Raw genomic sequence first — 25,310 nt, 5'->3', positions numbered from 1 at the left:
CGCGGCCCAAGATTTCAGTTCTGAAACATCTGCGTCAGGCCGGGCGGGTCGGAACGCAGGGCAGGCGGTCGACGCAGACGCGCGGATCAGCGGACGGCTTCGATCGGTCCTTCCGCGCTTCCGTGTATGAATTGTTGGACAAATGGATCGTCGCAGCTGTCCATCTCGGCGACCGTTCCCGACCACTTGATGACGCCGTCGTGCAGCATGGCGACATCGTCGGCAATCGCGCGGACCGAAGTCATGTCGTGGGTGATTGTCATCGCCGTGGCACCCATTTCGACCACGATTTCGCGAATCAGGTCGTTGATCACGCCAGCCATGATCGGGTCGAGCCCGGTGGTCGGTTCGTCGAAAAAGATCACTTCGGGGTCGGCTGCGATGGCGCGGGCAAGGCCCACGCGCTTCTGCATGCCGCCGGAAAGCTCGGCCGGGAACAGGTCGGCTGTTTCCGGTGTCAGCCCGACCCGGCGCAGTTTCTCGATGGCGATGTCGCGGGCCTCCTCCTTCGAACGCTTGAGGCGCCCGCGCAACAGGCGGAAGGCGACGTTCTGCCAGACAGTGAGACTGTCGAACAGCGCCGCGCCCTGAAACAGCATCCCGAAACGGGCGAGAAACGCGTCGTGGTCGCCCTCCTCGACATTCACGCCGTCGAGCGTAATTGTGCCGGAATCCGGCTTTGCCAGCCCCAGGATGCACTTCAGTGTGACGGACTTTCCGGTTCCCGATCCGCCAATGATCACCATGGACTCGCCCTTGGGCACCGTCAGGGTCACGCCGCGTAGAACACGTTTGTCGCCGAAGGCCTTGTGGACATTGTCGAGCCGGATCATGCGGAGAAGAACAATTCTGTCAGGAGGTAGTTGGAGCCGAGGATCAGCACGGAGGCTGCAACGACAGCGAGTTTCGTGGCCCGTCCGACCCCCTGGGCACCACGGCCCGAGGTCATGCCGTAGTAGCACCCCATGAGTGCCACGAGGAAGCCGAAGACCGCCCCCTTAGCCACACCGGAGGCCACGTCGGCCACTTCAAGGAAATCGATGGTGTTCTTGAGGTAGGCGGCAGAGTTGAAATCGAGCCGGTTCACGCCGACGATCCACCCACCCATGATGCCGATGGCGTCGCCCACGGCAACCAGCACCGGCACGGTGAGTGTCGCCGCCAGCACCCGTGGCACCGCGAGGTACTTGATCGGGTTGGTCGACAGCGTGACAAGGGCATCAATCTGTTCTGTCACTTTCATCGTGCCAATTTCGGCGGCGATGGAAGAGGCCACGCGCGCGGCAACCATGAGGCCACCAAGGACCGGACCAAGCTCCCGCGCCATGCCGATGGCAACGATGGAGGGCACTGCGGCTTCGGCGGAGAAGCGGGAGGATCCGTCGTAGATCTGGAGCGCCAACGCACCGCCGGTGAACAGCGCGGTCAGGCCAACGACGGGCAGGGAATACCAGCCGATTGTCATGACCGCATGGGCGAATTCGCGTGGGTACCAGGGAGGCCGGAAGATATGGCTTATCACTGTGATCGTGAAGAGCGCCATACGCCCGACAGATGCGAGACCGGCGAGGACCGGTCGACCGATTGCGGCCAGCGGGCGGGTCAGGATGGCCGTGCTCATTGCAGGGTTCCGCCGATGCTGTGTCGCGTGTGGCGTTCGCCGAGGGCGGTCAGGATCTCGTAGCCGATCGTGCCGGCCGCGGTGGCGAGATCGTCGATTCCCTGTTCGGCGCAGAGGAAGTCGAGGCTTGCGGGAGGCTGTGGCAGCGCAGAGATGTCGACCGTGATCAGATCCATGGAGACGCGCCCGATGATCGGGCAGGCGACCCCATCGGAATAGGCGAATGCCTTGCCCGACATCGCACGAAGCAATCCGTCTGCATAGCCGCCGGCAACGGTGGCCACCAGTGTCTCGGTCTCGGCGGTCCAGGTGGCGTTGTAGCCGACGCTCTCTCCCGGGGTGACGAGGCGCGTCTGCATCACGGGGAGCGACAATGTGGCGACCTGCTGTGCCTCGGCGAAGGGCAGCCCGCCGTAGAGGCCGATCCCGGGCCGTGTCAGGTCGAAGTGGTAATCCGGTCCGAGCAGGATGCCGCCCGTGGCGCCGAGCGAGCGCGGCACGTCCGTGCCATCGGTCATCTGCCGGAACTGGCGGAGTTGGTCCGCGTTCTGGGGGCTGTCGGGCTCATCGGCACTGGCGAGGTGGCTCATCAGGAGCTTCGGTCCCTGGGACAGCGCAAGCTCGGCGACAGCGTTCCACTCGCTGGGTTCGAGCCCGAGGCGGTTCATGCCGCTGTCGAGTTGCACGCCGAACGACGCGCCGGGAAGGGCCTCGAAATGGCGGGTCAACTGATCGATGGAGTTGAGGAGCGGTATCAGGTCCAGGTCATGGATCATGTCGGTATCGCCGGGCATGTGCCCGCCAAAGACATAGATCTCCGGCCCGCGCCCGAGCGCCTCGCGTACAGCGGCGCCCTCTTCGGGGACGGCGACGAAGAATCGCCGCGCTCCGGCCCGCGCGAGCGCCCGGGATACGCGTGCCGCGCCAAGCCCGTAGCCATCGGCTTTCACCACGGCGCCAGTCTCTGTCGCCGCGCCGGACCTGGAGTTCAGCGCGCGCCAGTTGGCAGCAATCGCATCGAGATCGATCGTAAGTGTTCCTGTCGCCATGACGCCGGTTCTGCCATCCCCGTGGTGGAGGTCAAGCAGAAAGGGACGAAAGGGCGGGGCCGGGTGGGGAAGCCGCGCCCTCGGGCGGCAGGCCACCCTCGCGCGCGGCTCGTCGCATGCGCGACGCGTCGCTCTGTGCCCGGGCGGGTGTTGCTCCGCTGGGTGTGGTCTGGCAGGGCACCCTAGGGCACGTCCCGGACCCGTGCCGGGTCTCAGCTACGAATACGCGCCGTCTTCGCCCTGCTGCCAGGGCTGCACAAGGTCGCTGAACTTGGTGAACTCGCCTTCGAAGGCCAGCGCAACGTCGCCGATGGGGCCGTGCCGCTGCTTGCCGATGATCACGTCGGCCTTGCCGTGCAGCGCCGCCATCTCCTCCTGCCAGGTCGCCATCGCGTCGAGGTCATGGTCGGCGGGTTTCTCCCGTTCCTTGTAGTATTCGCCTCGATAGACAAACATCACCACGTCGGCGTCCTGCTCGATCGACCCGGATTCCCGCAGATCGGAAAGCTGGGGTCGTTTGTCGTCGCGGGATTCGACCTGACGGGAAAGCTGCGACAGGGCAATCACCGGGATGTTCAGCTCCTTGGCGATGGCCTTGAGACCCTGCGTGATCTCGGAAACCTCGTTCACCCTGCTGTCCTTGGCCGTCGCCGGGCGCACCAGCTGGAGGTAGTCCACGAAGAGCGCATCGAGACCGTGCGTCCGCTTCAGCCGCCGTGCCCGCGCCGCAAGTTGCGAGATTGGCAGGGCGGGGGTGTCATCGATGAAGAGCGGGCAGGATTCGAGGTCCTTCGCGGCGGCCACGAAACGGCGGAACTCCTCCTCCGTCATGTCACCGCGCCGGATCTTGTGGCTGGGAATTCGGGACGCCTCGGACAGGATCCGCGAGGCAAGCTGTTCGGCCGACATTTCGAGCGAGTAGAACCCCACGGAACCGCCGTTCACCGCGCCTTCGGTGCCGTCCGGCTTCACACCGCGCTTGTAGGCCTTGGCAATGTTGAAGGCGATGTTGCACGCCAGCGAGGTCTTGCCCATCGAGGGGCGCCCGGCGAGGATCAGCAGGTCCGACGGGTGCAGTCCGCCGAGCTTCTTGTCGAGATCCGTCAGGCCGGAGGAAATCCCTGCCAGTCCGCCGTCACGCTGGTAGGCGGCATGGGCCACCTGAACGGCATCGGTGACAGCGCGCAGGAAGCTCTGGAACCCGCTGTCGGCCTTGCCGGCCTCGCCCAGCTTGTAGAGCTTCTGCTCCGCCTCGACGATCTGTTCCTTGGGTTCGGAGGCGACATCGACATCTGCCGCTTTGGCCGAGATGTCCCGCCCGAGGGCCATCAACTCCCGCCGAATGGCAAGGTCGTAGATGATCTGCGCGTAGTCCCCGGCGGCAAAGCTCGCGATGGCGCCGCCGGCGAGCTTGGCAAGATAGGCCGGACCACCGAGCTCCTTGAGGCCCGGATGATCCTCCAGAAACGCTTTCAGCGTGACCGGCGTGGCTTGCAGGTTCTTGGCGATCCGGGCCTTGGCGACCTCGTAGATCTTGGCATGCACCGGGTCATAGAAATGCTCCTCGGTGATAACGGACGCGACCCTGTCGAACACATCGTTGTTTGTCAGGATCGCGCCCAGCAGCTGCTGCTCGGCCTCGATGTTGTGTGGAGCGATGAGCTCCGTTTTTGCACTGCCCGTTTCCGCCTGAGCTGCCAGTTCCGGGACGGTATCCCCAACCGTCGTCAATTCGTTCATCGCCGCACTGCCCGTTGTTTGTTTCCAGATGTCTTACGCAATTCCGCGGTGCCCGGTCAAAATGTATAACCTTGTGGACAAACTGTGAGTGTCCGCATGCTACCCGATCTGGGGGTGTTTGTGCAGTCTTCAGCGAAATGTAGTGGTCCGGAGGGCGTGGCCCGCGCCTGTCGGCGGGAATCCGCCGGACCCTCGGCTGCCTAGCCCCTTGCGGCCTGCCAGGCGCGCGGGTCGGACAGGAAGGACTCCACTTCCGCCAGCGTTTCGGTGTCGAAGGCCGCGCGCTCGCGTGCCACTGCCAGCACATCGTGCCAGGTGCACAGGCTGTGCAGCGCGACGCCGTGGTCGCCAAGTGTCTTTTCCGTCTCGGGGAAAATGCCGTAGTAGAAGATCACGGCAGTGTGGCCGCAGGACGCCCCGGTTTCCCGGATCGCGTCCACGAAGCTCAGTTTCGAGCCGCCATCGGTCGTCAGATCCTCGACCAGAAGCACCCGGTCCCGCTCTCCCATCACGCCTTCGATCCGGGCGTTGCGTCCGTAACCCTTGGGTTTCTTGCGGACATAGGTCATCGGCAGACCCATGCGCTCCGCGACAAGCGCCGCAAAGGGAATCCCGGCGGTTTCGCCGCCAGCGATATTGGTGAAGGCTTCGAAGCCTGCGTCGCGCATCACCTTGGCGGTCAGAAAATCCATCAACGTCGACCGAATCCGCGGGTAGGAAATGAGCTTCCGGCAGTCGATATAGGTGGGAGACGGCAAGCCCGAGGCGAGGGTGAAGGGCTCCCGGGCGTTGAAATGCACCGCGCCGATCTCCAGCAGCATTCCCGCAGAGATCCGAGCCATGGTTGCGTCGTCGGGATGGGTCGTCGGGATCATCTGCGCCTTCCTCGTGTGCTGGAGTCTAAATGCTCGGTGCGGCGGATACTCCCGCGTTGCGACCGTCGTTTTCGTGCCTTCGGCGGAGTTACTTGAGCGCGGGGGAGAATGCCAGACGAATCCCCACAGCCAGAGGGCCGTGGCAGTCCGCCGCGAAACCGGTGGTGGTCTGTGTCGGCTTGCAAGAGGCTTGACCACCGACCGGGCGACGTTGGTACAGTCGTCGCGACGTTTTAGGTTCCGCTTCATTGAGAGGTACAAGGCGCGATGGATTTCCTCAGATATACCGATGCAGCCGCGCGCAGTGGTGGAAGTGACCGCAACAGTTTCGATCGGATTGGTGCATTGCACAGCGCCTCAGCGGAGCTCGATGGCGTTGTCTACACCTTCTTCAAGGGTCAGCAAAAGAAGGGCAGCAAGACGTTTGAGCAGGGTGAACTTGGGATCATGACCTGTCCCGCTGACGATTTCCGCCCGGAGAACTTCGAGTGGCCGACCGAGGGCCTCGGCATGGCGCAGGATCACCTCGGCAATGACTGGCACTATAGTGATCAGTGTGCAGCGACCGGTCCCGACGGGTTGATCTACCTGTTCACTCAAGTGGTGCAGGATGAATCGGCAGCAGAAAAAGCCCGCGACAAGCTCGTCCTGCACACGTTCGATGGCACGTCCCTCGACTACAAGGGGGAGATCAAGTTCAAGGACAAGGATTTCGCGCGCAAGCCGGCCGGAGCATTCTACGCCCGGAATCGCTGGTGGATCGTCATCAATCGCAAGTCCGCGCACGATGACGACAAGTCGTTCCGGAATGGCAAGGCCCTGCGTTGGACCAAGGATCCTGCCGCAATGACCGGCTGGATGAGCAACAACAAGCTCATCGTGGATGTCTCGGACGAGACAGGTGACTGGAACAGTTGGACGACGACGACGGGGCGGACTTTCTTGGACGGGGACCATGTCTATTTCCTGGGTCCGGCAACGGGACATATCCGGCATCCCGATTGGCCGGAGGCACAGGGGCTGTTTCGGATTGCCAGGAAGGATCTGGGCAATGGCCAGATGTGGGAGGAATATCACCGCAACCCGGTGATCCACCGTGGCCCGACCGAGGGGGGGTGTTGGCAGTGTTCCTACCTGCCGGAGATCCCGTCGGGGATCGCACTCTACCAGATGTGGGGCATTGCCGATCGGTCCGAGGCCGGTACTGACCTTATCCTCAAAACCCGGGACAAGGCCTACCACGGCGGCAACAAGAAAACGTTCAAGAACATCATGCCGATACGGGCTAGCACCCGGCTGGCGCTGGACAACTGGTATCACGATCCACTTCCGGATGGTGAGTTCGTGGTCCGCCATGTGGCGACGGGCAAGTACCTGAAGGCGAAGGAGGCCGCTTCCGGCGCAGAGGTTGTGCTGGCCGAAAAGCGGGACGCAAAACTCGCCCGTTGGCAACTCTCACGGCAGGGCGGGTACTATGTCCTGTCGCTGGATGTCGACCCGACGCTACAGTTGCGTATCCGGGGCGACGTCAATGAATCGCGAAGGCTGGACCGGTTCGCGGAGGTTGGTCCGGACGGTGGAAGCTGGGACAAGAACTACCAGAACCAGTGGCACCTGCCCTTGACGGAGGAGCGCGTGACCATTGAGGCCAACACGGTCGTGATGATCAACCGTCACTCCTCCCTTGGGCTGGGTGTCTCCAAGAACAAGGTCCGGCAGGAATATGTGCTCGATGAGCCGGAATACGTCTGGGAGTTTGAACGCCTGCCGGATTGACGAGGGCGCGCGCCCGGAGCGGCAAGCGCCCCTCGTGGGACGCCTGAGCCATCGGAGCGGTCAGGCGCGTTGGACGTGCCAATGTACCGGCCTGCCGGGGTCGAAGACCACGACCGGCCCGTCGCCGGTTGGCAGCGGCGCAGGGATCTCCAGTGCGGCTCCCTTCGTCAGGGTGATGGTGTCCTCGTTGACCGGCATTCGGTAGAAGGCCGGACCATTGAGGGAGGTAAACCCTTCCAGCCTGTCGAGGGCGCCGGCCTCTTCGAAGACCTGCGCCAAACAGGGCATGGTGACAGAGGCGGAGAAGACACCGGCGCAGCCGCACGCGCACTCCTTGGTGTCCTTCGTATGCGGTGCGCTGTCGGTGCCGAGGAAAACGTACCGGAACCCGGAAGTTGCCAGCGCCGCGAGCGCCTCGCGGTGGGATTCACGCTTGGCGACAGGCAGGCAATAGTAGTGCGGTTTGATCCCGCCCACGAGCAGATGGTTTCGGTTGATCATCAAGTGGTGCGTGGTGATTGTCGCCGCCAGCGAACCGTCGCTTTCCTTGACATAGGCGCAGGCATCGGCGGTGGTGATGTGTTCCATGACCACGCGCAGGCCCGGGGTGCGGCGACGGATCGGGTCCAGCACTTCTTCAATGAATACGGCCTCGCGGTCGAAGATGTCTATCTCCGCACGGGTTACCTCGCCATGTACACACAGCGGGACACCGGCCTCGGCCATTGCTTCAAGCACCCCGCGGACCTTGTCGAAGTCCCGCACGCCGGAGGCGGAGTTTGTTGTTGCGCCGGCCGGGTAGAGTTTCACAGCGGAGATCAGGCCGGATGCGTGGGCGGCAATCACGTCGGCGGGGTCGGTCGCCTCTGTCAGGTAGAGGGTCATGAGCGGGGTGAAGTCCATGCCTTCTGGCAGGGCGGCAAGGATACGTTCCCGGTAGCTGGTCGCATCCGCGGAGGTCACAACAGGCGGAACGAGGTTCGGCATGATGATCGCGCGTGCGAAATCGCGGGCGGTCTCGGGGAGCACGGCCTCCAGCATTGCGCCATCGCGCAGGTGCAGGTGCCAGTCATCGGGGCGGCGGAGCGTCAGGGTCTGTGTCATGGCAGTGCCGGAGTAGCCCAGCCACCCGACGAGCGCCAGAGCGGCCTTGGCGATGCGGTCTGAAATCAGACGCCCGAATTTTAGGCAATGAGCGGGATAATGTGCACCGCAACGGCGAAATACACCCATGCCGCGTTGCAGCATTGGCGTCGTCTCGCTAGGTTGCCGCAAGTTTGTGGAGCCAACATGTTCGATCACGGACCAGTCCAAACACCGATGCAGCGCGCCCGCGGGCGCGGCGCAGTTGGCTTTGCCGTGTCGAATGGCCGGACGCGTCTGACGGATCTGCACCAGTCCGGTTGCGCCAAGGTCATGCTCCCCAAGGTGCCCGGAGAGCCCGAAGCCGTTTTCCTGAACACGGCTGGCGGGCTGACCGGGGGTGACAGGCTGGAGTACGAACTGACGCTCGGCGCGGGCGCGCGGGCCACGGCGACAACGCAGACCGCCGAACGGGCCTATGCGTCGTCCGGTGGCGCTGCCGAGGTGCGGTGCCACATGGCGGTGGGCGAAGGCGCCTCGCTCGACTGGCTGCCGCAGGAGACCATCCTGTTTGATCGCTCCGCGTTGAACCGTACCACCCGGCTGGATCTGGCAGCCGATGCGAAGGTGCTCTTCTGCGAAACGCTGGTGCTGGGCCGCGCCGCGATGGGAGAGACCGTGGAAGACCTCTGGCTGTCCGATCGCCGTGAGGTTCGACGGTGTGGCCGACCGGTCCTGATCGACCCGGTGCGTATGGATACATCCTGCCTTGCAGGTCGTGACAATCCTGCTCTACTCGGCGGCGCGCGGGCCGTGGCCCTTCTCGCGCTGCTGGCGCAGGGGGCCGAGGATGCGCTTTCGCCGGTGCGGGCGGTGCTGCCGGATTGCGGCGGCGTGACAGCGGCGGCCTCCGCCTGGGACGGACGCTGTCTTGTGCGGCTCATGGCTGGCGACGCGTGGCCGTTGCGCAAGGCGTTGGTAAAACTGGTGACACATTTCAGAGGCACGGTCCCGCCGCGCGTCTGGCAGAACTGAGGACCGAGATGAACCTGACCCCGAGGGAAAAAGACAAGCTCCTGGTGAGCCTTGCGGCAATGGTCGCCCGGAACCGCCTTGAGCGGGGCGTGAAGCTGAACCACCCGGAGGCGATTGCGCTGATCACCGACTACGTGGTCGAGGGCGCGCGGGACGGCCGTTCAGTGGCCGACCTGATGGAAGCCGGTGCCAGCGTGGTCAGGGCCGATCAATGCATGGACGGGATCGCGGAGATGATCCACGAGGTGCAGGTTGAGGCGACCTTCCCAGATGGCACGAAACTCGTCACCGTGCATCATCCGCTCCGGTAGACCGATGTTCGCAAGCTTCATATTTTCCCTGCTTGGAGGCTTCCTCGTCAGCTACGCCGAGCCCTACGTGAAACGGCTGATCGTCGATGTGGCGAAGGTTGAATTCCAGCTCGACGAGGGCGACTTCCGGGTGCTCACCTTCGGTTTCCTGCTGCTGCTGGCGGCCATTGGCACCGCGCTCGTCGGTGGCAACAGTTCGGCCTACCTCGCGGTGGCGGGCGGCATGCTCGGGTATTTCGGCGCCGACCTCTACACGCTGATGCGGGATCCTGATGGGGCGATGGGCGACGACGACGACGATTGGGACGGCGGGATCGAGGAACGGCGCAGCATGCGCGATCACGTCGAACCGGATGCCGACACCGAAGAAACGCTGCGTGCCGTGACCGAAGCGGTCGCCATGCAACCCGAAAAGACAGACGAGGAGCGCGAGCGATGATCCCAGGTGAAGTCATGACGGCGGACGGAGAGATCACCCTGAACGAGGGGCGCGAGCTTCTGATGCTGATGGTGTCCAACACCGGCGACAGGCCGGTTCAGGTGGGCAGCCACTATCATTTCGCCGAGACCAACTCGGCGCTGGATTTCGACAGGGAGAAGGCGCGGGGAATGCGCCTCGATATTGCCGCCGGCACGGCGGTGCGATTCGAACCCGGACAGAGTCGCGAAGTGGCGCTGGTGCCGCTTGCAGGCGACCGGCGGGTATTCGGTTTCAACCAGGCCGTGATGGGGGACCTATAGCAGGAATCCACGGCCGGAATGGCGGCGAGTGAGCCGCACCTCAAGGAGTTTCGAAAGATGATTCAGTACATGACGCCGATCGACTACTGGCGAACCGGAATGGCGATGTGGAGCCGCACCGCCGAGTTGCAGGTGGAAATGATGCGGATGTCCTTCGGCATGGCCGATGGCGTGACAAGCAGCATGTTGTTTCCGGGGCCTGCCGTGATGCAGATGTTCTCGCCGACAGGGCTGGCCTCCACGACGCAGGCGGCCGTACCGGCGACCAAACCCACGGCAGCGCCGAAGACCGCAAAGGCACCGGCACGCAAGGCCGCGCGGCCGACGGCCAAAGTGACGAAACTGGTGCCGGTGACACCCGAGGCGAAGCCGGTTGCCAAGCCCGCAGCGAAGGCCGAGGCGCCGGTTGATGCCCCGAAGGCCAAACCTGCACCGCGCCGTCGTGCCCCCTCCAAGCCCCGGACCCCGGAGTCCACGACCAAGGCGGTTGCGCCGGTCTCCGAGGCGGCCCCGGCGAAGACGCCCGCGCCACGCGCCAAGGCCGCTGCGTCGCCGGCCACCGCGAAGGCCACCACCGCCAAGCCCAAGGCCGCAAAGGCTGCCACTGTGAAGGCCACGGCCCCGACATCCGATTCGGCGCCGAAGGCGGCCACGCGAAAGCGCGCTCCTGCCAGGAAAGCTGCTGCGACGACGACGACACGGGCGCGGAAATCCGCCACCCCGGCAGCGGATACGAAGAAAGACGGCGCGTGAGGTGTAACCATTTTGCCAAAGCCCTTGCGCCTGCCGGCGCGAGGGTTACGTTAGGAAGCAGTCAAAACTTGCAGGACATCGCCTCTCATGCGTCTGCTTTCTCTCATCGACCGCCTGCTCGGCCTGCTTGCTCCGGCTCCACAGCCGATTCCGATCCCCGTGCGGGATCCGAAAGGCCCGCGTCGCTGAGATCTTTCTCGGGGGTGGCATGACCCGCCTGGCCCCCAAAGCAACCGACCTTTCCCGTGATCTCCTTGAAACCGGGATAGAAGCCACGATGCTCGCCATTGAAGCGAATGTCGTCTTTGCCTATCGCAGCTACCGATTGTGCGGCTTCCGGCCGATGGGTCGCGGTGAGATACACAAGATGGTCTCCGAGAAACCTTCCGCCTTTGCCGCCTCGGCAATGGCCGCCGGGTTCACAGCCATGACCGGGCAGCGACCCGATCAGGTCGTGGCTGCCGCCATCCACCCGCTTCGCGCAGAAACCAACAGAAACGTCCGCCGGCTCGGTGCCGGTGAAGACGTGGACAAGAGCTGACCACGAGGGAACCCGCCATGCCCGCCAAGATCACCCGCGCTGCCTATGCCGACATGTACGGCCCCACGACCGGGGACCGCGTGCGCCTCGCCGACACCGACCTGGTGATTGAGGTCGAGAACGACCTGACCTCCTATGGCGAGGAGGTGAAGTTCGGTGGCGGGAAGGTCATCCGCGACGGGATGGGCCAGGCCCAGACGACCCGTGCCGAGGGGGCTGTGGATACCGTCATCACAAATGCGCTGATCCTCGATGTCACCGGGATCTACAAGGCGGATGTCGGCCTGAAGGACGGGAAGATTGCGCGCATCGGCAAGGCGGGCAATCCGGACACGCAGCCCGGCGTCAACATCGTCGTTGGCCCGGGGACAGAAGCCATTGCCGGCGAGGGGAAAATCCTGACCGCCGGTGGATTCGACAGCCACATTCACTTCATCTGTCCGCAACAGATCGACGACGCCTTGCACTCCGGCCTGACCACGATGCTGGGCGGTGGCACCGGCCCAGCCCATGGCACGCTGGCCACCACCTGCACGCCGGGGCCTTGGCACATCGGGCGCATGTTGCAATCCGCCGATGCCTTCCCGATGAACCTCGCTTTCGCGGGCAAGGGCAATGCCTCGCTTCCCGCCGCACTGGAAGAGCAGGTGAAATCGGGGGCCTGCGCACTGAAGCTTCACGAGGACTGGGGCACGACCCCGGGCGCTATCGACTGCTGCCTGAGTGTGGCCGACGCGATGGATGTGCAGGTCATGATCCACACCGATACGCTCAATGAAAGCGGGTTCGTCGAGAACACGGTTGCGGCGATGAAGGGCCGCACGATCCACGCATTTCACACCGAGGGCGCCGGGGGCGGCCATGCGCCGGACATCATCAAGGTGGTGGGGGAGAACCACGTTCTGCCGAGTTCCACCAACCCAACACGCCCCTACACCGTCAACACGCTGGAAGAGCATCTCGACATGCTCATGGTGTGTCACCACCTCGACAAGTCGATCCCCGAGGACGTGGCCTTTGCCGAAAGCCGGATCCGGAAGGAGACCATCGCGGCCGAGGATATCCTGCATGACATGGGCGCCTTCTCGATCATCGCCTCCGACAGCCAGGCGATGGGCCGGATCGGCGAGGTGATCATTCGCACCTGGCAAACCGCCCACAAGATGAAGGTGCAGCGAGGCCGACTGGCCGACGAGATTGGCGACAACGACAATGTCCGGGTGAAGCGCTACGTCGCCAAGTACACGATCAACCCGGCCATCGCGCACGGGATGTCGGGCCACATCGGTTCCATCGAGGAAGGAAAGCGCGCCGACCTCGTGCTCTGGTCGCCGGCCTTTTTCGGCGTGAAGCCGGAAATGGTGCTCCTCGGCGGTTCTATTGCCGTGGCGCAGATGGGCGATCCGAACGCCTCTATCCCGACGCCCCAGCCGGTTTACACCCGGCCAATGTTCGCCGCCTTCGGGCGTTCGGTCGAGCGCTCGGCGGTGACCTTCGTTTCGGCGGCAGCACAGGCAGAGGGAATTGGCGCTTCGCTTGGGCTGGCCAAGGACACGCTGGCCGTGGGCGACACCCGCGGGATCGGCAAGGCCGACATGGTGATGAACGACGCGAAGCCCCAGATCGAGGTCAACCCGGAAACCTACGAAGTCCGGGCCAATGGAGAGCTTTTGACCTGCGAACCGGCAAGCGAATTGCCGATGGCGCAGCGGTATTTCATGTTCTGAGCCTGCGGGCGAGGATTGCCCAAATTTGACCTTGCCCCCGGCATTGTCGGTTGGTGAGGCGTCGAAGGGAGGGCGTTTTCGTCCGTATTGCAACGGTCATGTCGCCGCCGGGCCGCGTTTCGCAACCGGGGTATGTGACAATGCTGTGGTTGCGCCGGGTGATCCGAGATCCACGCAACATGGTCTTTGCCATGGCCGCCTGCCTGATCTGCTCCCACCTATCAGCGTTGTCGATGTACACTTGGTGCCCAGGGTTGGCACCTTTACGTAGGAGTGCCGGTCCGCACAGTACGATCGGCGACTTCGGCAGATCGAGATGCTCAGCGCGCTGGGCTACCAGAACTTGCCTGTTGGGGGATCGCCCGCAGGGACATCGTGCGGCACGTCTACCGCACATCAGTCCCGGACCGACCGGTCCGCTCGCCTTCCCCCAGGGGCCATGCTAGCGTCGCCGGGAACCGGATCCGTTCGGGAAAGGTCTTCCATGCGTGCGCCATTGATATCTGCCTTGCTCTTCGCCCTGCCAGCTGCCGGTGCCGAGACCGGGGCGGAGTGTCCGACGCGGAGCGCCTTGGAGGCCGGCGAGTCGGCCTATGTGACCTATCCAGACAGCAGCATTGTTGCCTTGAAGTGGATCGGCGAAGGCATGGTGCAGGAAACGACCCGCTACCCCGATGGCGACGGCGATTTCCGCATGATCTCCATGGGCGGGGTCTTCATCATCGACGAAGTGGACATGGATGGCGATCGGGAGATGGGCCCGACCCGGATCTCTACCCGCTACCCGCCCGATATGTTCGACAGGGTTCCGCTGTCGCCGGAGCAGGAGTTCAAGGTCGTGGCGGTGAACCGCTTCGCAGACGGCACCGAGTCGGAGGAGGAGTACCTCTCGGTCCAAACCGGCAACACGGCGGAGGTGATGGTCGGCGCCTGTTCCTACACGGCCTTTCCGGTCCTCATCACCTATCGCTGGCAGGGGGGCGAGTTTACTTCCATGCTGAGTCACCTGCCGACGTTGGGACTTTCGGTGGAAATGGCGCGGATTGACGAGGGCACGGACCCGGAGCCCTTCGCGCCACACCACTTCACGCTGGCGCATCCCTGATCCCCCTTTTCCTGCTGCGGTGCAGCGGATAGGCTCTCTCGGGTGTCAGCGAACGTGAGGGGAAGCATGAAGGACTTCGGGCGCGCAGTTTCGGTGGACCGGCAGACGACTGCCGGTGCCGTGGACCGGGTTCGGCTGGACTATGACGGGCGCTTCCTGCGGCGCAAGCGGCTGGCGACGGCTGGTGGCGGCTCGGTTGTTGTGGATCTTGCGGAGACAACGTCGCTTGATGATGGCGATGCTCTGGTTCTGGAAGATGGCGGCCGGATCGCCGTGGAGGCCGCGGCTGAGCCTTTGCTGGAAATCCGCGGCGAGAACCTTGTCCGTCTGGCCTGGCATATCGGCAATCGCCACACACCCTGCCGGATCGAAGCCGACCGGCTCCTGATCCGTGACGATCACGTTCTGGCCGACATGGTCCGCAAGCTCGGCGGCGTCGTGGCGCCGGTCTCTGCACCGTTCTCCCCGGAAGGTGGCGCATATGGGCATGGGCGCACGATGGGGCACGATCACGGACCCGACCATACACATGCGCATTCCGACGATCACGCCCATGAGTGACGCCGACCTGTTGACGTTGACGCAGTGGATGTCGCCTGCCTTCCCGGTTGGTAGCTACGCGTATTCCCACGGGTTGGAGGCGGTGATCGCCGCAGGCGATGTCAGTTCGGCGGCAGAGCTGGAACTCTGGCTGACAGGGGTGCTGCGCTTCGGGGCGGGGCGGGCGGATGCGATCCTGCTTGTACACGCGATGCGAGGCACGGTGCCGCCGGAGGAGCTTGCAGCCCGGGCGGAGGCGCTGGCGAGTTCGAAGGAACGGCATCAGGAGACGATGGAACAGGGGGCCGCGTTTACCCGTGCCGTCAATGCTTTGACCGGTGCGGAGCGCCCCGCCATGGCGCTTCCGGTGGCGGTCGGTGCCGCGGCCGCGACCCTGTCTCTGCCGCCGGCGCGCGTGGCATCACTCTACCTGCATGCGTTCACGTCCAACCTTGTTTCCGCCGCCGTGCGCTTCGTGCCACTGGGCCAGACAGAGGGGCAGGCGGTGTTGAGGCGGTTGCATGAACCTGTCGCGGCAGTGGCCGCAGAGGCCGCAGAGGCCACGCTGGACCAGATCGGCAGCGCAAGCTTCGGCGCCGACATGGCCGCCATGGTTCACGAGAGCCAGCAAGTGCGCCTGTTCAAGACCTAGGATCGAGGAGACACACCCATGCCCAGCCCCAATGGCCCCCTTCGGGTCGGCATCGGCGGTCCGGTTGGCGCCGGAAAGACAACGCTGACGGAGCAGATCTGCCGCACGCTCGGAGACCGGTACTCGATGGCGGTGGTCACCAACGATATCTACACCAGCGAGGATGCCGAGTACCTGATGCGCGCGCAGGTGCTGCCGCTCGAGCGCATTCGCGGCGTCGAAACGGGCGGCTGTCCGCACACGGCGATCCGGGAGGATGCTTCCATCAACCTCGCCGCGATTGACGAGCTTGTGAAGGAATTCCCCGATCTCGACCTGGTGCTGGTGGAGAGCGGTGGCGACAATCTTGCGGCGACCTTCAGCCCGGAACTGGCCGACCTGACGGTGTATGTCATCGACACGGCGGCCGGGCAGGATATTCCGCGCAAGAAGGGGCCCGGGCTGACACGTTCCGACCTGCTGGTGGTGAACAAGACCGACCTCGCCGCCCATGTCGGCGTCGACAGGGCACGGTTGGAGGCGGACACGCAGGCGGCTCGCAATGGCCGACCCTACGTAATGGCCGCTCTGCGCACCGGAGGTGGTGTCGATCAGATCGCGGAGTTCATCGTGCGGGAGGGCGGGCTATGACGCCTGCCGCCGGTGGGCGTCAGGCGCTCGCCGTTGTTTTCGAGCTGCCGCGGTGTGGCGGAGGCAGGCTGCGACCCTCCGCTGCAAGTTGCTGCTCCACCTTGGCGAGGACGGCGCGAAGGCCGCGCGACTCGACATGTTCCAGCGCGGCGCGGGCCCAGATGCCCATCAGGCAGATCCGGTTGGCAGCCTTGAGCCGCGTCAAAACCCGCGCGAGGTAGCCCAGATCTTCGAAGCGCCGTCGATAGAGGCCAAAGAACACCTCCCCAGTCACGGGCGCCTTGCCGGCTGCGAGCAGAAGCGGCGCAAGAACACCCATCTGCGTCAGTGGCTCCTCTGGCGCGTGGCCGAGGCCCGGGGTCTTCAGCCGCAGCACGTCCCGCCGCTCGAAGAGCGCCGCATGCATGGCATCCTCGATGACCTGCGGGTCGTAGATCAGCGTCACGTTTTCCGCAGCTTCGATCATGTCCGGCGCGTATCCGTAGCGGTTTGAGAAATCCGTCCTGCGTTGCCGCGGATGCCGCCGGTCCCATTCCGTCAGCGCGGGATCGAGCGTCGCAAGTGGCCGGACAAGCACGACCTCGGCGCCCGGTGCCACCACGGAAAAGGCCGCGGCGGCATAGCCGCAGGCGCCCGCCCCGTAGAACACGACGCGGCTGAACTGGTCGAAGAAGCCATCGTCGACGAGCGCGTCGAAATAGGCAAAGACTGCATCGTCGCGGAAGAAGGTTTCACCTTCGCAATAGAGCCCGAGATGCGACCAGCCCTTCCGACCGGCCAGCGTGAGGCCGAATGGCAGTGGGACTTTTGCGGCTCGGATGGCCTCCGCCGGCTCGAAAGTGACGATCAGGATGTCGTCATCCTCGGTAAAGAGCGCGCCGTGGCTGTTCCCGAGCCGCTTGTGATAGCCGTGCTCCGCGCCATGCTCGTCGAGCAGGCGTTCCCAATCCGCGTGTGCGATCGGGGCACGTGCGGTATGTGGGAGGCTGTCGGGCATGGCGGGCTCTTCCTTTCCGTCTGGCAATATCGGTGCGGTTGGCCTCACCCGTTTCTACTCGAATTGAGGCCGAATTGGGTAGCGACCGAGTGCATTTGGCGGCGTTTCGCGGGGCCTCAGTGCCATTTTCTCAGGAATGTCAGCACAGTGCCAGAGGAACGCTTGGGGAAATAGGTGAGGCCGGCGTCACTCATTGTGGTGAAAACCGCTGAAACCAGCGTGAAATCCTCCGAAACCTGCAAGGTGGCCGCCCGGAGGCCCGACCAGGGAGCATTGGCGGGAAGCCGGCCGAGCCGTTCGATGTCGGCCACAATCATGCTCGCGGCGGGAGCATCAGGGATACCCTCGTGCACGCTCAGTCGAACAAGCTGGTTGCGATGGGCCAGATCGGCCAGGTAGCCGCGCCGCGCCTCCGATGGTTCGACAATGCCCAGCCGCCGAACACCGAGTCGGCCGGCCAGCAGAGCCGGTACTAATCCCGCACCGGAGCCAAAGACCAGGATCCGATCGCCCGGTCGCGCAGTTCCAAGCGCAGCATGTGACAGGCTTCCGGGCGCCGGCCCCTCAGAGATCTCTTCGCGTTCCCGCGCGGACAGGAGGCGCGGGTCGTCGCGGAATGTCAGCCCCTGACAATGGAGTGTCGCCGTGGCGGGGGCATCGGTCATGGTATGTCCTTCCATTTGGTCACCGATACGGCGGCAAGATTCACATGGCAATCTGCTGGTGGTGTCCGCCCGGCGTAACTGGCCCAGTTCTTCGGCAACCGGCTGAAAAAGGTCAAAAAATCAAACACGCGGAAATTTTTGCTGGATATTTCTCACGGATAGGTGTTGAAGTTTCGCGAACGCGGCTCGCATTGACCATTTTTCACCCGGAAATCGGCAGGTGCGACCGTTGAATATGTGCTGGTTGCGTGCGGTTCGGCCTGTGTTGCCGGACAGAAATCGGAACGCCGCGGACGCCGCGGGAACTGATGCCTGTCTCCACGGAACATGGGACCATCACGAATGCACTCAATCAGATTGTGACCCGCCACGGTCGCGCGTGGGCGGCGCCGGAAAACCGGCAAAGGATTTCAGGGGTGGCTGCCGCAACCGGACCGAGTGGTCCGGACACATGCCAGCCACAGCTGACACCGAGGTCCAGGGAGGGGACACCCGGCCGGAGAGGCGATGACCGCATCGTTTGTCCGGCCGGTACGCTTCCAGTCCCTGCGACGTGAGCATTCCAAGGCTCGCCGGGTGCGGCTGGGCCCATTCCCACCAGCCAGACAGGCTCCCGGACACCACCAGAACCCCGACAAGGCCATACCGGAGTCTCTCCACAAACGGATTCCTTCCGGTCCGCGATTCGGAAAGGGGCACTGGCCACTTCGGTGAAAATCCAGAGCTGGCTACGGAAAATAGGAGGTAGATGGCAGACTTTAGGTCAGGCCCAATTCTATAAAGCGCAATCGACAGTGCGTTGAAAGAAAAATATATTTGAGATCTGACCTCGCGGTTTTCTTGTGGGTTGAGCTGCCAGACGAACTGGCGAGGTGTTGTTTTTCATGGCGTGGGAGGGCGGATACGTGGGTGATTGGTCCGACATCGAAGCATTCGTGGAGAGATTGAGAGAGCAGCAGGGAGCCGTTGTCCTGGGGAAGCGGAGGCTTCAAGAGGTATCCGGGAACGCTTATCCTGGGGGTGAAATCGCCCTCCTTATAGAGCGGCAACTCGTCAATACCCAGTTCGGCTATGGCGCCTGGAAGGAACTTCATGGCGCCAATGTGCTCGAGGCCGTGAGGAACTACATCAGGAAGGTAGGCTGACTTGCAAGCAGTCGTGCTTTGTGCCGGGCGCGGCAACCGCTTGCGACCGCTCACGGATGTCCTGCCAAAACCACTGGTAAAGGTGGCAGACCGGGAGATTGTCAGATCGCCGGTGGAGGAGCTTCTAAATCTCGGGATCAACGACATTACTTTTGTCGTGAAGTACCGATCGGCCGAGATAGAGGACTTCATCCGAAAGAACTACTCCGGGGAATTCCGGTTTGTTGATCAGATCGGCCTTGGAGGGACAGGTGCGGCAATTCTCTCCGCACGGGATCACGTTTCAGATGAATTCATGATGCTCTATGGGGACAATGTTTTCTCACCGGGCACGGTGCGCGCTCTTTTCGAGGCGCCGGGCGATGGGGCAGTCGGGGTTATGCGGTCGCCAGAACCGGAGCGATATGGGTGCGTGGAGTTGAACGCCCATGGAAACGTCCGACGAATCGTCGAGAAGCCAAAGGCGCCGGATTCGAACCTCGTGGTGGTTGGCGGCTACAGGTTCCCGCCCGATATCATGCAGTACCTCTCCACGATTGCGCCAAGCGCGCGCGGGGAGTTGGAAACCCCGGATGCCGTCAACTTGTCCATAGAGGCCGGAAGCACCTATTCCTGTTCGTCTATGGAAGGAACGATAGACATTGCCACCGTCGAGGATATCGCGCGCTACGAGGCTGCGTTGTGTCCTGAAGTGCAGTCACGTTCGACGGGATGAGACCACGTCAATCCGCGAGAGTGACTGCAACGAACAGCCGCAGTTTTGGGCCACTGTCCTCGCCGCCTTTCCTGCCCTTTGATATCCGTCTTGAGGTTGTCCGGCGCGGTGGTTCGCCCGGCATTCGCGAGCCTCATCACAGGTGTTTCCAGACACCCCGAACAACACCCGCCGCGCTTTGTTCCAGCGGGCAATCGGTGCTGATTTCCAGGACCGGGGTGCCGGGGAACTCGGCCACGGTCTCGATCTCCCGCCGCCGACGAAGGCTGTCCGGATCGGGGGCGTCGGCCTTGTCCCGGGTGGCGTCGCGGTGGATCGTGGTTTCGATTGGGGCATTCAGGCGAATGACGAGGTCCGGTGCCGGCAAGTCCGCGTAGAGTTTCCGCTCGTGGTGCATCAGGAACCGTTTGAGTTTCGACTCGCAGGCCTCCACGGCGGCTTCGCTGAACTGGCTGCTGTCTATCACACCGGTTCCGGTGGATGGGTAGCGATCGGCCACGATGATTGCCCCGCTTGAGGCCGCGCGGCGGCTGCGCAGCAACAACGCGCGGCGATCATAGGCGAGCAACGTCATGCGCGCCACATATGCCAGCGAGTAGCGCTGCTCGGCGCGCCGTTCGGGTCGTTGGTATTCACTGGACCGCTCTGCGGACATGACGCGGCGGAGCAGCGGAAGCAACAGCCGGAAGGGTGCGGAGAGGAGTGTCGCCGGTGGTTTGCCGACATGGATGCGGCGAAGGTCGATCTGTTTGCCGATCCGGCTCGCAAGAGCCTTTCCCAGTGTCGACTTGCCGCTCGCCTTGGGGCCGACGAGGGCCACGATCGCACCACCGGCGATGAGCCGTCGCGGCCGGCGTCGCCGGATGCGACAGACGACAAGCAGCCCGAGGCGCCACATACGGGACGCAAAACCGCTGATAGGACCCAACCGGCGCCAATCCCGCAGCCTCCAACTCAGCCGAAGGCCCAGCCGGATCCGCCGAAGCACGGCCGAGGGGTCCGCAACGGCCTCGAGAATGTCGTCGAACTCCGCGTCGGTGGTCCCGGGAACGCGGGCTATCCAGAGCGCACGTCCGGCATCCTCGTCGCATTGATCCAGGAGCCATGAAAGCTCGTCCGGGACGGCGTCGTAGTGCCGGTTGACCAGCAGGCATTCCGCCAGGCTGGTGTGCTTGAGCACGATGCGAAGCAGAAAGGTGACAAGCTCCGCGTCCCGGGCCGGAACTGGCAGCCCGTGGTCGACATGATCGCCGTCGAGCAGCAGGTCTTCGAACGGCAACCGGAAGGATTTCACCAGGCTGTCGCCGGAGATGACCTGGAAATAGGCGTGGACATGCAGGAGTTTGCTGCACGTGGCGTCCGGCCTGAACGCGTGGATTACACCGGGATGCCCGGCACCGTAGCGAGAGTCGGCCAGCTTGAAACCCACTTCCGACAGCGCGGCCAGAAAGGGCTCCGCATCGAGTCGGGACACCAGAACGTCCAGATCCTCATCCCCTGACATGGTCTCCGGAAGCCGGATGTTGCTTTTCCAGTGGCAATAGCGCACTTGCCGCCGGTTGAGCGCGGCAATCAAGGCCCGGGTCGGGTCGTGTTTAGAGCCGGATTCCGGTTGCGATACCTCTGCCATGGGTGATTCATCGATCTTGTTCATGGTTTTCCCTCCGGGAGGCCCGGGGCGATACTGGCCGGTTTTTCTGGTTTTGGCGACCACGCGTCTTTCAGAAGTGTGGGTGCGCAGGCAAGGCCGGGGCGCAGTCCAAGGTTGCGCCTGAGAAACCACATCATCCCAACGTTCCACCCGATCATGCTGAGGGCGGCCGCGACGGCGACGCCTATCACGCCGAAAGGTCCATAGAAGATGGCCGCGCAGATCACGTTGCTGATGGCTGCTGCGATCATAAGCTTGGATCCCACCCGCTCACGCCCGGTCATGGTGAGCAGGTGCTGCTGTGGGCCGGCCGCGGCGGCGGCGAGTTGCCCGAGGATCAGAATGGTGAGAACAGGTCTGGCGGCCAGGAAGGTCTCGCCGAACCAGGGCAGGATGATCGGCGCCCCCAGGATCAATGGCAGTGCCACCGCAAGCGTCCCCCCAAGCGACAACAGCGCAGACCGGGCCACGAGGCTCTGCAGGCCATCCATGTCCTTCCGGGCATAGAGCGCGGAGACCGTCGGCGCGAAGAGGGTCGAGATTGACAGGCGTGGCAGGGCTGCGATCAGCGACAGGCTTGTGGCCACCGTGAAGATCGCGACTTCGGTCGGCAGCCCGCGGGAGCCAAGGACCAGAATACCGGCGCGGGACATGAGCGTGTCGGCCAGCATGATCAGCGTGAGCCACACCGCTGGCTGGAGCCAGGTTCGGGGGGCGTAGCTGCGTGGTGCGTCGGTGATGTCCCGGGGGACTCTCGCCACCAGAAAACGGCGGAGTATCCAGAGCAGCAAGACCGCCGAGAGCAGCGCCGCGCTCATGGCCGTGACGGCGTTGGGGGTCGCAAGTCCCGTCAGTACGGCAAAGGCCAGGAAGAGGAAAGCCAGGGTGTCGCGGAGGATGCGCTCCGGCAGCATTGCCGGGATGATGCCGCCATAGGCACGCACCGCCGCGGCGCTGACCAGTCGCAATCCCAGTAGGGGAACGGCGGCGGCGCCGATCAGCAGGGCCCGGCCAAGCTCGCTGTCGGTTCCGTGCACGGCATAGGCCGTTGCCGCGGCCAGGGCTGCGACCGCCGTGCCGGCAAGTGCGGTGCCCGACACTGCAAATCGCAGCACGCCACCCGCTTTCGACCAGTCGCTCTCAACTTGATAGGTCGGCAACAGCCGGAGCAGCGAAACGTGGAAGCCAAAGGTGGAGATGTAGCCCAGCACCGTTGTCCAGGCGATCACGTAGGCGTAGAGGCCGAAGCTCTCCGCGCCGATCAACCGAACGGTCCCAAGTTGCGCCACCAGCCCGATGCCAGCACCCGAAACCAGAACGAGAAACGCCATCGAGCTGGAGGCGAACAGGCGTTTGCCGAGGAGGCCGTCTTCGTGGGCAGCTTGCGGGGCTCCAGACTCTGAGTTCGGTGTCCTGACGCTCACTTGGGTCCCACCTTTACAGAGGCTTTCGGCCCACGGTCGAGCGCGGCGGAAACGATGACAGGGACCGCTGCCTCGAAATCGGTCCACGCCTCTCCGCAGACCCGCACCACGCATTTTCCGTCGCGCTCCAGCAGCGACATGATCGTATCGAACACTCGGGCGAGTGCCGGGTTCGCGTCAGGGGTCCGCTCCAGCAGCCGGGCAGCTCGTCCCTGTTGCGACAGGCGGTCCCGCAGGCGGGCCGCCGTCACGTCGGGGGCTACATCAATCCAAACCGTGACATCCGGCAGCGGGATCAGCCGAAGCGCCTTGTTCAGGATCGCCTCGTCGGTGCGGCCGGAATCCAGCGCGAGCCCGGCAACAGCGCAGAGGTAACCCTGATCCCGCAGTGTCAGGCCCGTACCCTGCCCGGCGGCGAGGCTGGCAAGATAGCGTCGCCGGCGCAGTGCGTTCAGGCTGCCGGACAATGGCATCAGTTCCAGAAGGGCAGCGGCGAGAGGGTCCCGCGCTGTTGTTCCGAGCGCGTCCCGGAGAATATCGCCAAGTTTGGCCGCCCGGCTGCGCGGGCGTGGTGCGCTATCATTCAAGGCCGCACCTGGTTCCAGTGTGTCGCCGGGCACCTCGCCCGGGCGCGCGCTGACCTGCAGGTTTACCGGAGTTCCACGCTGGCGGAGCTCGGCGGCAACAGCCAGGGCAAGCGTGGTCTTTCCCGAGGCCGGCGGACCGATCAACTCAAGAACTGAACCGGCGGTCGGCACGAAGGCGGCGCTGTCGGCGTCGGTCATGGCGTCAGCTCGAGGCGATCCGGCCGGTCGCCGGACAGGGGTGCCCGCTTGCTCAACAATCGCCATTGGTATCGACTTTCCATGAATCCGCCGTCGAAATGCTCGTGATCGGACCCGTCCGGATCCCGGGACAGCTTGCCCGTTGCAAAAACCCGGCGACCCCGCCACCTGACCGAGATTAACGCAGTGGTTCCAGCCCGTTAATGCCTCAAAAGGGACCATTCGGCGGGTGTCGGGGTCGCAAGGCCTCCCGAAGGGGTTGGGTTCTCATCCGCAAGTATAGTATTCCCGCCGGTTCGAATTCGCGATGCTGGACAAGGGCGCGGTCGAGACCGCGGGTGACGCATGGGCGGAACCGGGAACTGTGCGGGGCGGAGGCCCCCAATCTCGGCGACCGACATCCGGGTCGATCTGACCGGAAGTGAACCGGATTTCCATTTGCGTCGTCGCGGTGTCGTTCCCGCGCGCCTTGAAAGGACCGCGACCCAGTTCCGGGTCCGGGGGGCACAATTCGGATCTGTTGCAGGATCGGGGCTTTTCTGAAGGCACCCCTCAGGGAGATTGGTATGATGTCATTTCCGGATCGTCGTGATGACGGGCCAATTGATACCCCTCCAAAGTCGTCGTGGCTCGCCTGGTTGGGCCTGACGACGGTGGTCCTTCTGGCGCTTGCGTTTCCCCTCTACATGCCATGGATGATCGCGGTGGCAGAGAGCTACGGCTGGAGCTGGGTGGTTCCGGTTCTGGGAATGATTGGCGCGCTGGTCGCACTGACACTCTGTATCGTCTTTCAAGTGACACTGCGCAGCACCCTTGTTGCGATTGCCCTTGTTGCCGCCGGGGGCAGCGCCGCCTGGTTTCTTGACGCTCTGCCCGGGCGCGCCTTCGGACCCGTGGATGGCGGGAAAGCGGCGTTGCACTATACTGTGAACCACTCGAAGAACTTCCCGGATGCCGCAAAGATCGGCTTCAACCTCGCCGATGTCTCCTCCGTCGCGTCGCTCGATGCATTGCCGGACGGGGCGCTTGGGCTTCTGTGGATGCGAAATGGCTACAACACGACCTGTGAATTCAAGAAGAGCGATGACGACCTGGTGAAGATCGTTCAGGAGGCGAGGGACCATCCGAAATTCAGCGGTATCTATTTCATCGCGGACATTCCACGGCCCACAACCTGTCCGGATGCGCCAGAACGTATAGCAGAACGCACCGCGCTCATTCACAAGCACCATCCCGAAGGGCGCTCCTTCATCGCGATCAGCGGGGGGTACTACTACCAGGAAGAATTTGCGCAACTCGCTGACTCCGCGGACCTGATCGGGGTCGTTGTTTATCCGTGCAACACCAAGCTGGGTGGATGCGACATGGACAAGATCGATGAACGGGTGAACCGGGCGCTGGACGCGGGCATTCCGAAGTCCCGGCTTGTCCCGGTGTTTCAGGCCTTCGGGCAGGCGTGCACCGTCGATCAGAAGAACTTCTATAGCGTGCCGTCCAGCGAGGATGTGCAGAAGATGTTCGACCGCTGGGACAGCCTGCTTCCTCCCGAGATCCGTCCGTTCGACATGACCTATTCCTGGGGCATGCAGGAGACCCAATCCTGTCCAAGCCTCGCAATGATGGACGGCGGCGAGTACCCGGACCTGCAACAGTTTTTTAAGAGTTATTTCCAGCGGATGAACCGGTAGCGCCTTTGGAACGCCCGCGATTTGCCGCGGGGGGTGGCGCCTAAATGGACAAAGACGGACG

At 63.8% G+C, this 25,310-nt stretch carries 26 protein-coding genes; 15 read left to right on the top strand and 11 right to left on the bottom strand.

Translation table 11 applies throughout. The annotated features are described in order from the left end of the window. Nucleotides 1-86 precede the first annotated feature (86 nt). The 5 genes from CLV78_RS07390 to CLV78_RS07370 form a co-directional block, all read right to left on the bottom strand. Entirely contained in the window at nucleotides 87-833 is a 747-nt protein-coding gene (locus CLV78_RS07390) for an ABC transporter ATP-binding protein (RefSeq protein WP_106204145.1), read from the bottom strand. After that, entirely contained in the window at nucleotides 830-1,621 is a 792-nt protein-coding gene (locus CLV78_RS07385) for an MlaE family ABC transporter permease (protein ID WP_106204144.1), read from the bottom strand. The genes CLV78_RS07390 and CLV78_RS07385 overlap by 4 nt, the downstream gene beginning before the upstream one ends. Next, a complete protein-coding gene (gene alr / locus CLV78_RS07380; protein ID WP_106204143.1) occupies nucleotides 1,618-2,670 on the bottom strand; it encodes an alanine racemase in 1,053 nt (350 codons plus the stop codon). The genes CLV78_RS07385 and alr overlap by 4 nt, the downstream gene beginning before the upstream one ends. Nucleotides 2,671-2,886: 216 nt before the next feature. Further along, on the bottom strand, nucleotides 2,887-4,410 hold the full coding sequence (locus tag CLV78_RS07375; RefSeq protein WP_106204142.1) for a replicative DNA helicase: 1,524 nt from the start codon (nucleotides 4,408-4,410) through the stop codon (nucleotides 2,887-2,889). A gap of 200 nt (nucleotides 4,411-4,610) precedes the next feature. Further along, nucleotides 4,611-5,285 (bottom strand): orotate phosphoribosyltransferase, encoded by a 675-nt coding sequence (locus CLV78_RS07370; protein WP_106204141.1) that lies wholly within the window; start codon nucleotides 5,283-5,285, stop codon nucleotides 4,611-4,613. A 267-nt stretch (nucleotides 5,286-5,552) separates the two neighbouring features. On the opposite strand from CLV78_RS07370, the gene CLV78_RS07365 reads away from it, so the two are divergent. Beyond that, nucleotides 5,553-7,061 (top strand): hypothetical protein, encoded by a 1,509-nt coding sequence (locus CLV78_RS07365; RefSeq protein WP_106204140.1) that lies wholly within the window; start codon nucleotides 5,553-5,555, stop codon nucleotides 7,059-7,061. 60 nt (nucleotides 7,062-7,121) lie between these two features. On the opposite strand, the gene pyrC is transcribed toward CLV78_RS07365, so the two are convergent. After that, nucleotides 7,122-8,165 carry a dihydroorotase gene (gene pyrC, locus CLV78_RS07360; protein ID WP_106204498.1) on the bottom strand — a complete coding sequence of 348 codons (1,044 nt, stop codon included), beginning with the start codon at nucleotides 8,163-8,165 and terminating at the stop codon, nucleotides 7,122-7,124. A 186-nt stretch (nucleotides 8,166-8,351) separates the two neighbouring features. On the opposite strand from pyrC, the gene CLV78_RS07355 reads away from it, so the two are divergent. The 11 genes from CLV78_RS07355 (at nucleotide 8,352) to ureG (ending at nucleotide 16,179) form a co-directional block, all read left to right on the top strand. Then, nucleotides 8,352-9,179: an urease accessory protein UreD gene (locus CLV78_RS07355; RefSeq protein WP_106204139.1), complete on the top strand. Its 828-nt coding sequence runs from the start codon at nucleotides 8,352-8,354 to the stop codon at nucleotides 9,177-9,179. An 8-nt stretch (nucleotides 9,180-9,187) separates the two neighbouring features. Further along, nucleotides 9,188-9,490, top strand: coding sequence for an urease subunit gamma (locus CLV78_RS07350; protein ID WP_106204138.1), 303 nt, complete (start codon nucleotides 9,188-9,190; stop codon nucleotides 9,488-9,490). Nucleotides 9,491-9,494: 4 nt separating this feature from the next. Further along, nucleotides 9,495-9,929 (top strand): hypothetical protein, encoded by a 435-nt coding sequence (locus tag CLV78_RS07345; RefSeq protein ID WP_106204137.1) that lies wholly within the window; start codon nucleotides 9,495-9,497, stop codon nucleotides 9,927-9,929. Next, nucleotides 9,926-10,231, top strand: coding sequence for an urease subunit beta (locus CLV78_RS07340; protein WP_106204136.1), 306 nt, complete (start codon nucleotides 9,926-9,928; stop codon nucleotides 10,229-10,231). The genes CLV78_RS07345 and CLV78_RS07340 overlap by 4 nt, the downstream gene beginning before the upstream one ends. Nucleotides 10,232-10,288: 57 nt before the next feature. Then, nucleotides 10,289-10,984 (top strand): hypothetical protein, encoded by a 696-nt coding sequence (locus CLV78_RS23615; RefSeq protein WP_146136654.1) that lies wholly within the window; start codon nucleotides 10,289-10,291, stop codon nucleotides 10,982-10,984. A 208-nt stretch (nucleotides 10,985-11,192) separates the two neighbouring features. Beyond that, entirely contained in the window at nucleotides 11,193-11,525 is a 333-nt protein-coding gene (locus CLV78_RS07330; protein WP_106204134.1) for an antifreeze protein, read from the top strand. 17 nt (nucleotides 11,526-11,542) lie between these two features. Then, nucleotides 11,543-13,252: an urease subunit alpha gene (gene ureC / locus CLV78_RS07325; RefSeq protein ID WP_106204133.1), complete on the top strand. Its 1,710-nt coding sequence runs from the start codon at nucleotides 11,543-11,545 to the stop codon at nucleotides 13,250-13,252. 484 nt (nucleotides 13,253-13,736) lie between these two features. After that, nucleotides 13,737-14,357 (top strand): hypothetical protein, encoded by a 621-nt coding sequence (locus CLV78_RS07320; RefSeq protein ID WP_106204132.1) that lies wholly within the window; start codon nucleotides 13,737-13,739, stop codon nucleotides 14,355-14,357. A gap of 66 nt (nucleotides 14,358-14,423) precedes the next feature. After that, nucleotides 14,424-14,918 carry an urease accessory protein UreE gene (locus CLV78_RS07315; RefSeq protein WP_106204131.1) on the top strand — a complete coding sequence of 165 codons (495 nt, stop codon included), beginning with the start codon at nucleotides 14,424-14,426 and terminating at the stop codon, nucleotides 14,916-14,918. Next, nucleotides 14,911-15,549, top strand: a complete 639-nt coding sequence (locus CLV78_RS07310; protein WP_106204497.1) for an urease accessory protein UreF — start codon at nucleotides 14,911-14,913, stop codon at nucleotides 15,547-15,549. Before CLV78_RS07315 ends, CLV78_RS07310 begins: the two co-directional genes overlap by 8 nt. Nucleotides 15,550-15,567: 18 nt before the next feature. Beyond that, nucleotides 15,568-16,179 carry an urease accessory protein UreG gene (gene ureG, locus CLV78_RS07305; RefSeq protein ID WP_106204130.1) on the top strand — a complete coding sequence of 204 codons (612 nt, stop codon included), beginning with the start codon at nucleotides 15,568-15,570 and terminating at the stop codon, nucleotides 16,177-16,179. A gap of 19 nt (nucleotides 16,180-16,198) precedes the next feature. Here the strand turns inward: ureG and CLV78_RS07300 are convergent, their stop codons facing one another. Next, the gene (locus CLV78_RS07300; RefSeq protein WP_106204129.1) at nucleotides 16,199-17,176 is read right to left on the bottom strand and encodes a phosphoadenosine phosphosulfate reductase; all 978 of its coding nucleotides are present in this window, start codon (nucleotides 17,174-17,176) and stop codon (nucleotides 16,199-16,201) included. A 116-nt stretch (nucleotides 17,177-17,292) separates the two neighbouring features. Further along, the gene (locus CLV78_RS07295; protein WP_106204128.1) at nucleotides 17,293-17,841 is read right to left on the bottom strand and encodes a hypothetical protein; all 549 of its coding nucleotides are present in this window, start codon (nucleotides 17,839-17,841) and stop codon (nucleotides 17,293-17,295) included. Between the two features lie 884 nt (nucleotides 17,842-18,725). Between CLV78_RS07295 and CLV78_RS07290 the strand changes: the two genes are divergently transcribed. Together CLV78_RS07290 and CLV78_RS07285 are read left to right on the top strand one after the other, a co-directional pair. Next, nucleotides 18,726-18,986, top strand: a complete 261-nt coding sequence (locus tag CLV78_RS07290) for a hypothetical protein (RefSeq protein WP_146136653.1) — start codon at nucleotides 18,726-18,728, stop codon at nucleotides 18,984-18,986. Between the two features lies 1 nt (nucleotide 18,987). Then, a complete protein-coding gene (locus CLV78_RS07285; protein ID WP_106204126.1) occupies nucleotides 18,988-19,701 on the top strand; it encodes a sugar phosphate nucleotidyltransferase in 714 nt (237 codons plus the stop codon). Nucleotides 19,702-19,837: 136 nt separating this feature from the next. Here CLV78_RS07285 and CLV78_RS07280 read toward each other — a convergent pair whose 3' ends face one another. The 3 genes from CLV78_RS07280 to CLV78_RS23610 are packed head-to-tail and all read right to left on the bottom strand — an operon-like array spanning nucleotide 19,838 to nucleotide 23,561. Beyond that, nucleotides 19,838-21,355: a hypothetical protein gene (locus CLV78_RS07280; RefSeq protein ID WP_106204125.1), complete on the bottom strand. Its 1,518-nt coding sequence runs from the start codon at nucleotides 21,353-21,355 to the stop codon at nucleotides 19,838-19,840. Continuing rightward, nucleotides 21,352-22,776 (bottom strand): oligosaccharide flippase family protein, encoded by a 1,425-nt coding sequence (locus tag CLV78_RS07275; protein ID WP_158263470.1) that lies wholly within the window; start codon nucleotides 22,774-22,776, stop codon nucleotides 21,352-21,354. The genes CLV78_RS07280 and CLV78_RS07275 overlap by 4 nt, the downstream gene beginning before the upstream one ends. Beyond that, nucleotides 22,773-23,561, bottom strand: coding sequence for a nucleoside/nucleotide kinase family protein (locus CLV78_RS23610; protein ID WP_146136652.1), 789 nt, complete (start codon nucleotides 23,559-23,561; stop codon nucleotides 22,773-22,775). The genes CLV78_RS07275 and CLV78_RS23610 overlap by 4 nt, the downstream gene beginning before the upstream one ends. A 566-nt stretch (nucleotides 23,562-24,127) precedes the next feature. Here CLV78_RS23610 and CLV78_RS07270 point away from each other — a divergent pair. Beyond that, complete coding sequence (locus CLV78_RS07270) at nucleotides 24,128-25,249, top strand: hypothetical protein (protein ID WP_106204123.1); 1,122 nt, start codon at nucleotides 24,128-24,130, stop codon at nucleotides 25,247-25,249. Nucleotides 25,250-25,310 lie beyond the last annotated feature (61 nt).

The sequence above is a fragment of the Aliiruegeria haliotis genome, from assembly GCF_003003255.1.
GTDB lineage: Bacteria > Pseudomonadota > Alphaproteobacteria > Rhodobacterales > Rhodobacteraceae > Tropicimonas > Tropicimonas haliotis.
Note: the sequence above shows the minus strand (reverse complement) of the source record. Positions and strands in the feature narration are given on the sequence as shown.